This is a genomic window from Micromonospora sp. NPDC048986 (genome assembly GCF_040649335.1).
Classification (GTDB): Bacteria; Actinomycetota; Actinomycetes; order Mycobacteriales; family Micromonosporaceae; genus Micromonospora; species Micromonospora alfalfae.
This window is the reverse complement of record NZ_JBEZFJ010000028.1, coordinates 1-10,379: the sequence shown is the minus strand read 5'-3', so window position 1 is coordinate 10,379 and position 10,379 is coordinate 1. Positions and strand designations below refer to the sequence as shown.

At 69.4% G+C, this 10,379-nt stretch carries 10 protein-coding genes; 7 read left to right on the top strand and 3 right to left on the bottom strand.

The features are described from left to right. Positions 1 to 87 precede the first annotated feature (87 nt). Complete coding sequence (locus AB0B94_RS33125; protein ID WP_357289873.1) at positions 88 to 291, bottom strand: hypothetical protein; 204 nt, start codon at positions 289 to 291, stop codon at positions 88 to 90. Between the two features lie 209 nt (positions 292 to 500). Here AB0B94_RS33125 and AB0B94_RS33120 point away from each other — a divergent pair, with 209 nt between their 5' ends. Further along, on the top strand, positions 501 to 3,416 hold the full coding sequence (locus tag AB0B94_RS33120; protein ID WP_357289871.1) for a BTAD domain-containing putative transcriptional regulator: 2,916 nt from the start codon (positions 501 to 503) through the stop codon (positions 3,414 to 3,416). Between the two features lie 74 nt (positions 3,417 to 3,490). Further along, positions 3,491 to 4,831 carry a glycosyl hydrolase family 18 protein gene (locus tag AB0B94_RS33115; protein ID WP_357289869.1) on the top strand — a complete coding sequence of 447 codons (1,341 nt, stop codon included), beginning with the start codon at positions 3,491 to 3,493 and terminating at the stop codon, positions 4,829 to 4,831. Positions 4,832 to 4,967: 136 nt separating this feature from the next. On the opposite strand, the gene AB0B94_RS33110 is transcribed toward AB0B94_RS33115, so the two are convergent. Beyond that, entirely contained in the window at positions 4,968 to 5,237 is a 270-nt protein-coding gene (locus tag AB0B94_RS33110; RefSeq protein WP_357289867.1) for a hypothetical protein, read from the bottom strand. Positions 5,238 to 6,016: 779 nt separating this feature from the next. Here AB0B94_RS33110 and AB0B94_RS33105 point away from each other — a divergent pair. Genes AB0B94_RS33105 through AB0B94_RS33095 form a run of 3 tightly spaced genes read left to right on the top strand, consistent with a single transcriptional unit; the run spans position 6,017 to position 7,794 of the window. Continuing rightward, positions 6,017 to 6,613 (top strand): molybdopterin-dependent oxidoreductase, encoded by a 597-nt coding sequence (locus AB0B94_RS33105; RefSeq protein ID WP_357289864.1) that lies wholly within the window; start codon positions 6,017 to 6,019, stop codon positions 6,611 to 6,613. Continuing rightward, on the top strand, positions 6,583 to 7,323 hold the full coding sequence (locus tag AB0B94_RS33100; RefSeq protein WP_357289862.1) for an FAD-binding oxidoreductase: 741 nt from the start codon (positions 6,583 to 6,585) through the stop codon (positions 7,321 to 7,323). The genes AB0B94_RS33105 and AB0B94_RS33100 overlap by 31 nt, the downstream gene beginning before the upstream one ends. 60 nt (positions 7,324 to 7,383) lie before the next feature. After that, positions 7,384 to 7,794 (top strand): GNAT family N-acetyltransferase, encoded by a 411-nt coding sequence (locus tag AB0B94_RS33095; RefSeq protein WP_357289860.1) that lies wholly within the window; start codon positions 7,384 to 7,386, stop codon positions 7,792 to 7,794. Between the two features lie 95 nt (positions 7,795 to 7,889). Here the strand turns inward: AB0B94_RS33095 and AB0B94_RS33090 are convergent, their stop codons facing one another. Next, the gene (locus AB0B94_RS33090; RefSeq protein WP_357289858.1) at positions 7,890 to 8,807 is read right to left on the bottom strand and encodes an NADP-dependent oxidoreductase; all 918 of its coding nucleotides are present in this window, start codon (positions 8,805 to 8,807) and stop codon (positions 7,890 to 7,892) included. A 486-nt stretch (positions 8,808 to 9,293) separates the two neighbouring features. On the opposite strand from AB0B94_RS33090, the gene msrB reads away from it, so the two are divergent. Beyond that, the gene (gene msrB, locus AB0B94_RS33085) at positions 9,294 to 9,785 is read left to right on the top strand and encodes a peptide-methionine (R)-S-oxide reductase MsrB (protein ID WP_357289855.1); all 492 of its coding nucleotides are present in this window, start codon (positions 9,294 to 9,296) and stop codon (positions 9,783 to 9,785) included. Beyond that, complete coding sequence (gene msrA / locus AB0B94_RS33080; RefSeq protein ID WP_357289853.1) at positions 9,782 to 10,288, top strand: peptide-methionine (S)-S-oxide reductase MsrA; 507 nt, start codon at positions 9,782 to 9,784, stop codon at positions 10,286 to 10,288. Before msrB ends, msrA begins: the two co-directional genes overlap by 4 nt. Positions 10,289 to 10,379: the final 91 nt, after the last annotated feature.

Here is a 10,379-nt window from a genome sequence, read left to right as displayed (position 1 = left end):
GAGTGTTTTTCGACCTTTTTGTTTTTTTTTTTTTTGGGGGGGGGGGGGGGGCCCGGGGGGGGGGGGGCCCCCCCCCCACGCCGGCTACTAGCAGTAGCAGGTGGTCACCTGGCAACCGCAGCCATCGCGGCAGATCGCCTTGCACCTCGCCCAGTAGCCGCAGGGGGCCTCACACTGCCAACAGGACGAGTAGTTCACCGTCTTCTGCGGACCGCAGGCGGCCTCCGCTTGCAGTGTCGGCACGAACAGCGCGAGGAAGCGACTCCCCGCCGCCTCCAACTTCCGGTACATGTGCACTCCTTCCGGTCGAGCAGAACGTGCCGGCGTGCACCGGATGGAGCACGAGGCCCGTTCTACGGGTCGGGACGGTGGAATCATGCGACCGGTGTATGTGGAATGATCTTATGAAAATCTAATCGGCGGTTGCGCTTCGCGATCGGGGGACCATGGCGCAGTTCCGCATACTCGGTCCATTGGAGCTGGTCTCTGCCGGTAGGTCCGTGAATCTGGGGCCGCCCAAGCAGAGGGCCGTCCTCGCCGCGCTGATCGTCGACGCCGGTCGACCGGTACCCGTTCCCGTGCTGGTGGATCGCGTGTGGGACCAGGATCCGCCGGCCGGCGCACGCAACGCCCTCTACGTGCACGTGATGCGGATCCGGCGACTGCTGGCCCCACTCGCGGCGAGGCCCGGGACTCACACCCAGTTGCGGCGGCGTCCGGACGGGTACCTTCTCGACGTCGACCCCGACGCGGTCGACCTGCACCGCTTCCGGCGGCTGGTCGACGCGGCACGTCAGCCGGCGGTGCCGCAGAACCGTCGAGCGGCGCTGCTCGACGACGCGCTCGGCCTGTGGCGCGGCGACCCGCTGGCCGGGCTGGGCGGTTCATGGGCTCAGCAGGTGCGCGAGAGCTGCCGCCGGCAGCGGCTCGAGGCCACCCTCGATTGGGCGGAAGCCCAACTGGCGCTCGATCACCCGGATCCGGTCATCGCTCGGCTCGGCGAGCTGGCGGACGACCACCCACTGGTCGAGCCCCTCGCCGCGTCGCTCATGCGGGCGTTGCAGCAGGCGGGGCGTACCGCCGAGGCGCTCGAGCGCTACGCCACGGTGCGGCAGCACCTCGCCGAGGAACTGGGTATCGACCCGGGCGACGAGCTGCGGACCCTGCACCAGGCCCTGCTCACCAGAGATCCTCACAATGTCGGCGGAGCCCGCCGCGGCACCGGTCCCGGGCCGTTGGCCCCCACCGGCCCGGGTACCAGCGGCCACGCCGCCCCGAGCGTGACGCAGCCGGCCGTGCCGCCTCCGACCGGAACCGTGAGCGACCCGGAGCCCGCTCCCGTCCCACGTCAGCTGGTTGCGGTCCCACCGCTCTTCGTCGGCAGGCGGAGGGAGCTGGACCGGCTCACCGAGCTGCTGGGCGACGGGCTCGCATCGTCCCCCGGCGCGGCGGCGGTGGTCACCGGCGTCGGAGGCATGGGCAAGACGTGGTTGGCCTTGCACTGGGCCCATCAGCACCTGAACCGTTTTCCGGACGGCCAGCTCTACGTGAACCTTCGCGGCTTCTCCCCCGAGAATCGGCCACTGCCGGTGTCGACGGCGATTCGTGGCTTCCTGGAGGCGCTCGGGGCACGGCCGGAGTCGATACCACGCGACCTGGACGGTCAGACGGCCCTCTACCGCAGCCTCATGGCCGGCCGGAGAATGCTCGTGTTGCTGGACAACGCACGCGACGCCGATCAGGTTCGTGCCCTGCTACCCGGGTCCGCATCCCACTCCTTTGTGGTGATCACCAGCCGGGATCAGCTCGTGGGGCTGCTCACCACCGAGGGCGCCCATCCCCTGCCGCTGGACCCGTTGAGCACTCAACAGTCACTCGATCTGCTGGCTCGCCGGCTGGGACGAGGACGCACGGCAGCATGGGCGGGTCGTATCGAGCAGATCGTCGCATCGTGCGCCGGCCTGCCCCTGGCGCTCTCCATCGTCGCCGCTCGGGCGAGCACCAATCGGGCCCTGTCCCCCGACGACCTGGCCGACGACCTGATCGACCGCCCAGGCAGGTTGGACGCGCTGGCCACGGGGGAGCCCACCGCTGACGTCCGGGCGGTTCTGTCCTGGTCGTGGCGGGCGCTCGGGCCGGAGCCCGCCCGGCTGTTCCGACTGCTCGGGCTGCACCCCGGGCCTGATGTCAGCGCCGCTGCCGCTGCCAGTCTGGCCGGGCTGCCGGTGACCTCGACGAAGCGGATTCTGGAGCACCTGTCCAGGGCGCATCTGGTCAGTGGGCACGGCCCGGGCCGGTACACCTCGCATGACCTCCTCCGCGCCTACGCGGCGGAGTTGGCCGCCGCCGACGACGACAACCGTTACGCGCGACAGCGCCTCTACGACCATTACGTGCACACGGCCCACGCGGCCGCGCTGCTGACCGATCCGCACCGGGACACCATCGACCTCCCCGCTGCGGCGCCGCACGTCATAGTCGAGCGTCTGCACGACCGGGCCGACGCGTTGCGCTGGCTGAACGCGGAGCGTCCGGTGCTGCTCGCCATCGTGGCGGACGCCGCGCGCGCCGGCTACGACGGCCAGGCGTGGCGACTGTCCTGGGCTCTCGCCACCTTCCTGAGCCGACAGGGGTACTGGCAGGATCTTGCCGTTGTCCAGCGCATCGCGCTGCGGGCGGCCAAGCATGGACGAGATCCCCTCGGCCAGGCCCATACGCTGCGGGAACTGGCATTGGCTGCGGTGCAGGTGGGTCGGCACGACGAAGCCGTCACCCGCCTTCGCGACGCGTGCAGGCTCTTCGTGGAGCTCGACCTGCCGTCCGGTCACGCCTACACCCGCCTCTACCTCGGGTGGGTGTACGAGTTGCAGGGCCGTCAACGGACGGCACTCGCCGAGGACGAGCGCGCCCTGTCGATCTTCGTCGACGCGGGACACAAGGTGGGCCAGGCCAGGGCGCTCAACGCGCTCGGGTGGGATCACGCTCAACTCGGCAACCTTGCCACGGCACTGGACTACTGCCTGCGGGCCCTCACACTGCACGAGGCGCTGGGTAACGTCACCGCTGCGGCTCAGACCTGGGACAGCCTCGGATACATCCACCACCACCTTGGCGAGTACGACCGGGCGGTGTCCTGCTTCGATCGGGCCCTGGGACTGTCCCGGCAGGTCGGCGACCGCTTCCAGGAGGCCGAGAGCCTGTTGCATCTCGGCGAGAGTCACCTCTGCCTGGGTCACCCCGACGCGACGCGGCAAGCCTGGCAGCGTGCCCTCGCTCTCCTCCGCGACGGCAGCCCTGCCGAAACGGAGCGGCTGCGGCGCCGGTTGTTCGAGCTCGACGGGGCGACGGCCGCCAGCGCCCCTGACGATCACGCAGTCGGCCAGTCGGCCACTCCCCCGACTTCCCAGGATCTGTAAACAACCCTTGATATTAACTCTCACGAACGTCAATATGTGGAGGTCGCGGGTCGTCGAAGCCTGGGGAGCGAGCCATGAGAAGCCGTCGAATTTTCGCAGTGGTAGCCGGGGCGGCGATGACCGTCACGGCCGCCGTCGCCTTCGTCCCGAGCAGCATGGCGGCCGTGCCCTCGGCCAACGCCGTCCCGTTGGTCGCGTGCACCGCCCCCACCTGGGCCGAAGGACCCACCTACCAGGCGGGCGCCCAGGTCACCTACGGCGGCCGGCTCTACCAGGCGCTGGTCACCCACACCGCGCACCCCGGCGCCGGCTGGAACCCCGCAGCGACCCCATCGCTCTGGCGTGACCTCGGCGCGTGCTCGGGAACCACGCCGCCGCCCACCACGCCGCCACCCACGACCCCGCCCCCCAGCACGCCACCACCGACCACGCCTCCCCCCACCACACCACCGCCAACCGGTGGGACCTGCGCCGTGAAGTCGCGGCCCACCGGCAAGGTGTTGCAGGGTTACTGGGAGAACTGGGACGGGGCCTCCAACGGCGTCCACCCCGGCCTCGGCTGGATCCCGATCACCGACAGCCGGCTCACCCAGCACGGCTACAACGTGATCAACGCGGCGTTCCCAGTCATCCGCTCGGACGGCACGGTCCTCTGGGAGAACGGCATGGACGCCGGCGTGAAGGTGGCCACCCCGGCCGAGATGTGCCAGGCCAAGGCGGCCGGCGCCACCATCCTGATGTCGATCGGCGGGGCCGCCGCCGGCATCGACCTGAGCTCCGCCGCTGTCGCCGACCGGTTCGTCGCGACGATCGTGCCGATCCTGACTGCCTACCACTTCGACGGCATCGACATCGACATCGAGACCGGCCTGACCGGCAGCGGCAACATCAACACCCTGTCCACGTCGCAGGCCAACCTGATCCGGATCATCGACGGCGTGCTGGCCCGGATGCCGTCGAACTTCGGCCTGACCATGGCACCGGAGACGGCGTACGTCACCGGCGGCAGCGTGGTCTACGGCTCGATCTGGGGCTCGTACCTGCCGATCATCAAGAAGTACGTGGACAACGGCCGGCTCTGGTGGCTGAACATGCAGTACTACAACGGCAGCATGTACGGCTGCGCCGGCGACTCGTACCCGGCGGGCACCGTGCAGGGCTTCACAGTGCAGACGCAGTGCCTCAACAACGGGCTCACCATCCAGGGCACCACCATCCGGGTGCCGTACGACAAGCAGGTCCCGGGCCTGCCGGCGCAGAACGGGGCGGGCGGCGGCTACATGTCCACGTCGTTGGTCACGCAGGCCTGGAACTCCGTGCCCGGCCTGAAGGGCCTGATGACCTGGTCGGCGAACTGGGACGGGTCGAAGGGCTGGACCTTCGGCGACAATGTGAAGCGCCTACAGGGCCGCTGACGGGTCCTGACGCCGGGCCCACCGCCAGCCGGTGGGCCCAGCGCTTCGCTCTCGAAAGGTCGGCACCGGAACCGTTCCACCGCCGGCACGTGCTGTTCGCACTCCACGGGCCCCGCTTCCGGGCGCCCGTCGTGGGTCATTTCTCGGCAGTGGCTCGACTGTGCACCACCAATTCGTCGATCTCCAGCCGGCCGACGCGCAACTCCCGCACTACCGCGCGACGGATCGCCAGCCGTCCGATGACCAGCGCCCCGACGGCCGCGGCCCCGACGGCCAGCGCCCCCACGGCGAGGGCACCGAGCGACGCCGCCCCAGCAGCCCTCGCGCCGGTAGCCGCCGCGCCCGTCGCCACCGCGCCGTCGGCGCGCGTCCCGGTCAACCGCATCAGGCTCACGTTTCGCTTCATCGCCCCATTGTCCGCGTACCGCCGGCTGGGTGCCGAATGTCAGCGCTGACCCTGTCGGCGGTCCTGACTGGTGCACGACGAGCCGCCCGGGCGACGACGTGCTCAAGAGCCCCTTGCGCTGAAACCGCTGCACCGGTCGGGGTGGTCTCTTAGGCTGCGTGGGCGGGACGCCCGGTTCGACGAGTGCGTCGCGGTTGCGCCGTACGTGCTGGCCGGGGTGCTCCTCCCGGCGGCTTGGCGGTACCACTGCCTCATTCGGCACGGGGAGCTGGCGCGACGGTGCCGGAGGCGCCGGTCTGTTCGCCGTCAGCGGCCGACCCCGGCTACCGGTGAGGAGCTTCCCCCGGCTCACTGCCCAGTCCACGTGCTCAGGGTGCCACCCCGGCCAGGGGCGGGCGGCCAACATCGGCGAACAACCGCCGACCACACCTGCGTCAGCCGCCCGACGGTCGCTTTCCCGCGGCAGTACCGAGGACGCGTTCTCGTACGGCGGCGCAGCCCGCGCCCGTCAGGCAAGCGGTGTGGTGGCGACCGATCGGCGGCCCCCGGACGAGACGACCAAGGCATCAGCCACCGTCGCGGAGTCCGGCTGCGCGACGTCGGCTGGCACCGATGGCTTTCCGTCGCCGCCGAGACTCCACGGACGATCCAGTCCAACCCATGGTCGGCGTCGTTTGCCGGCAGGCACCACATCGGCTTAGTCTGGACGGTATGGTCCAGTTCATAGCACGGGCGGCGGCGGGGTCACGGCCACGCGGCCGCCACTCGGGGAGAGGCGCATGGCGGTGATCACACGTGGCTTCGGTGGCCGCAGACGCGACGACACCGACCTTCCACCCGGCCAGTACCGCACTGACGACTTCCCGGTGCTGTCGGCGGGACCCACACCGCGCATCGGGCTCGACGCCTGGGAGCTCGCCGTCGTCACCGAGACCGGCGAGCGGAGCACGTGGTCATGGACGGAGTTCACCGCCCTTCCCGCCGACGAACCGACAGTGGACATCCATTGCGTCACGCACTGGTCGAAATTCGGCACGCGCTGGCGAGGCGTCTCCATAGACACCTTGCTGGCCGACGTCGAGACGGCCGCCGAGTACGTCGTCGCCCACTCCTACGGCGGCTACACCACGAACATCCCGCTTGAGGACCTTGTCGACGGCCAGGCCTGGGTGGCGTACGAGTTCGACGGTGAGCCGCTGGTTCCGGTGCACGGCGGGCCAGCTCGTCTGCTCGTTCCTCACCTGTACTTCTGGAAGAGCGCGAAATGGCTGCGCGCTCTGGAACTGCGTCTCGACGACGAGCCCGGGTTCTGGGAGACGGCCGGCTACCACAACTACGGGGACCCATGGCGCGAGCAGCGATACCTGGCAGACTGACCTGGCTGCCGGCGACTGTCGCGGCCACCCGCGCGGAGACTGCGACGGCGCGGACCCTGGTCCTCGACGTCGACGGCTGGACACGTCACGTGCCGGGCCAGCACGTCGACGTCCGGTTGACCGCTCCCGACGGCTACACGGCGTACCGCAGCTACTCGATCTCATCCGCCCCGGGGCCCGACCGCCTCGAGGTGACCGTCCAGACGGTGCCCGACGGTGAGGTCTCGCCGTATCTCGTCGATGTTGCGGAGCCGGGTGACCAGCTCGAGATCCGTGGGCCGCTCGGCGGTTGGTTCGTACGCCGACCTGGTGATCCGCGCCCGGCGTTGCTGATCGGCGGCGGATCCGGCGTGGCGCCCCTGATGTCGATGGTCCGTGCGGCGACGGCTCCCACCAGGCTGATCTACTCGACCCGATCCCCGTCGGATGCCCTGTTCACGGCGGATCTTGCGAGCGCAGAGGCCGCGGGCGATTCTCCTGTCGCCGTCACCCACGTCTATACCAGGATCGCGCCCCCTGGCTGGCCGACCCCGCCTCGACGACTCGACGCGGACACCCTCGCCCGCGTCACCTGGCCCGGTGCTGCCGATGTTGTCGCCTTCGTCTGCGGGCCCACCGGATTCGTCGAGACCGTTGCCGACCTCCTCGTGGCCATCGGCCACAACCCCGGGAACATCCGCACCGAGCGCTTCGGACCCAGCGGAGGATGACCGCGTCGAGCACCACCGAGAATCCGAACAAGCGGGTCGGAACGAGAGTCAGGAGCGAAGATGGCGAACAACGCTGAGGACATGGTCACGTTGACCAACGCCGAGCAGGACTCGGGTGGCTCGAACCTGCCGGTAACCACCCCGCCCGACGCGGGAGACATCGTCATCACCAACGACAGCGCGCGCGGCATCTACGAGGCCGCTGTAGGGGGCCAGACGGCCGCCGGGCTCGTCTACAGCGAGGTGGGAAGCCGCGTCGTACTGTCGGCGACGTCCGTGTTTCCCGAGTTCCGGGGCAAGGGCGTAGCGAGCAGGCTCATCGGCGCCGTCCTCGACGATCTGCGCAGGCAAGGAAAGACCGCTGCCGTGACCTGCCCGTTCGCGACAGCATTCGTCAATGCTCATCCGGAGTATGCCGACGTTCTGGACCCGGCATTTCCTCGGTCGCACTCCGCCGGGCGGGGGCATTGAACACGCGTGGTCGCGGCTGAGGTCGGCCTTGCTGAATTGGCCGGCGTGGTGTGTTCGCTGAGCGGAGCGCGGGACCGGTCGTTCTCCTCGAGTCCTTACGAGTGAGCGCGGATGATGGTCTTCCCGGTGATCCGCTCGGTCGGGTTGAGCGCGGAGACGGCGTCGTCGAGGTCCGCGACGGTGCCGATGTGCGTCCGCAGTCGCCCGTCCCGTACCCGCCGGACGATTTCTCCCAGTTGGGCACGGTCAGGCAGCACGACGAAGTCGATCGCCAGGCCGTCCGCAGGCCGCACCTCGGGCGGCCCGACGACGGAGACCAGGACTCCTCCGGCTCGAATCAAGCCTGCCGAGCGCTTCCCGATGTCGCCGCCGATGACGTCGAAGACGAGATCAACTCCACCGACGGCTTCGAGCGCGTCGTTCTCGAGGTCGACGAACTCCTGCGCGCCGAAGTCGAGCGCCTTCTGACGGTCGGCAGCGCGTCCGGTGCCGATGACGTAGGCGCCGAACTCACGGGCGAGCTGCGTCACCATCGAACCGACCGCGCCGGCCGCGCCGTGCACGAGGACGCTCTGTCCGGTTTGAAGGCGGCCGTGTTCGAACAGCCCCTGCCAGGCGGTCAGGCCAGAGATCGGCAGGCTCGCGCCCACGATGAAGTCGACGTCGCCGGGCAGCGGCGCGAGGTTGCGTGCCTCGACTGCCACATACTCCGCCAGGGTGCCGTCGCGGGTCCAGTCGGTGAGGCCGAACACCCGCTGTCCCACCGACAGTCCCGTCGTGCCGTACCCGAGAGCGGTGACCACTCCGGCCAGCTCGTGCCCGGGTATCGACGGCGTCCGGTCACGGCCGAGGCGATCGGTCCAGGTCGAGGGCCACGCCAACTCGGTCGGGACGAACCCCGAGGCATGAACCTGGACGACGACGTCGTTGAGGGCCGGTTCCGGGTCAGGCCGCTCCGCCAGCCTCATCCCGGCCGTTCCCGCAGCCTCGTCCGTCACCACGATCGCCTTCATCAGACACCTCCTTGTATCCAGCCCTCGTCCGCGTTGGCACGAGGAGCACGTCTCGGTTTCCCCGCATCGGCGGCGCCAAGCCTCGGCTCCGGCGCACACCACGCTGATCGGTGGCGGTTGGGCCGCGGGGATGCTGCCGGGACTGGCGGGGACGTTTGTCGGACTCGACGCCGACGGGCAGGTCGGGCTGGCCGTCGCTGCCGGCTGCGCCCGTCGGACGTTCCGAAGCTAGTCGCGCCGAAACTGGTCTGTCAAGTCCACTTTTGGTTCGTCGGAATAGTGTTGCGTTTGCAGAAGTTGCCAGTTCAGCCGCGTGGGTGAGCCAACGATCTGCCATCGACTGGAGTCCTTTTGGGGACTCTCTAGTCCAGGATCGGTGCAGGCTGTGGGAATACCATCGCCCCGGAGAGCGTCTGTACCTAGCGTGCCCAGGAGCGCTGCACCTGGCTCCGCAGCCATACGCCGCAAGGCCGGGAAGGGAGAGCTGTGCCCCAGCAGACCCAGTACCACAAGAACCCGGAGGCCGTTTCGGGGCTCAACCCGGAGCAGTACCGCGTGACCCAGCAGGACGGCACCGAGCGACCGTTCGCCAACGCCTACTGGGACAACCATGAGCCCGGCATCTACGTCGATGTCGTGTCCGGCGAGCCGCTGTTCGCATCGGTCGACAAGTACGACAGCAACTCCGGCTGGCCGAGCTTCACCACGCCACTCGCGAAGACGAACGTCGTCGAGCGCCGAGACTCCAGTCACGGGATGATCCGGACTGAGGCTCGCTCGCTGCACGGGGACAGCCACCTCGGCCACATCTTCAACGACGGCCCCGCGGAGAAGGGTGGACTGCGCTACTGCATCAACTCCGCGTCGCTGCGGTTCGTCCACCTCGACGACCTGGAAAACACAGGGTACGGCGAATACCGCACCCTGTTCACGAGTGACACCAACACTGGCGCGACCACAGGCATGGAGACGACATGACCACCGAAAAGGCAATCCTCGCCGGCGGCTGCTTCTGGGGCATGGAGGAGTTGTTCCGCCGCGAGCCCGGCGTTGTTTCCACGCGCGTCGGCTACAGCGGCGGCGACGTCCCGAACGCCACCTACCGCAACCACGGCACGCACGCGGAGTCCATCGAGGTCGTCTACGACACCGACAAGACCGACTTCCGCGCGCTGCTCGAGTTCTTCTTCCAGATCCACGACCCGTCGACGAAGAACCGCCAGGGTAACGACATCGGCGTCAGCTACCGCTCGGCGATCTTCTACACCAGCGACGAGCAGAAGCGGGTTGCCGAGGACACGATCGCCGATGTCGACGCCTCGGGACTGTGGCCCGGCAAGGTCGTCACCGAGGTCACCGCGGCAGGCGACTTCTGGGAGGCCGAGCCTGAGCACCAGAACTACCTACAGACCTACCCCGACGGATACACCTGCCACTTCCCCCGCCCCGGGTGGAAGCTTCCGAAGCGGGCGACGGCCTGACACCTCCGGCGGGGGGGGGGGGGGGGGCCCCCCCGCGCCGGGGGGGGGCCGGGGCGGGGCCGGCGCCGAAGTCCCGACACAGAGGCGGGTG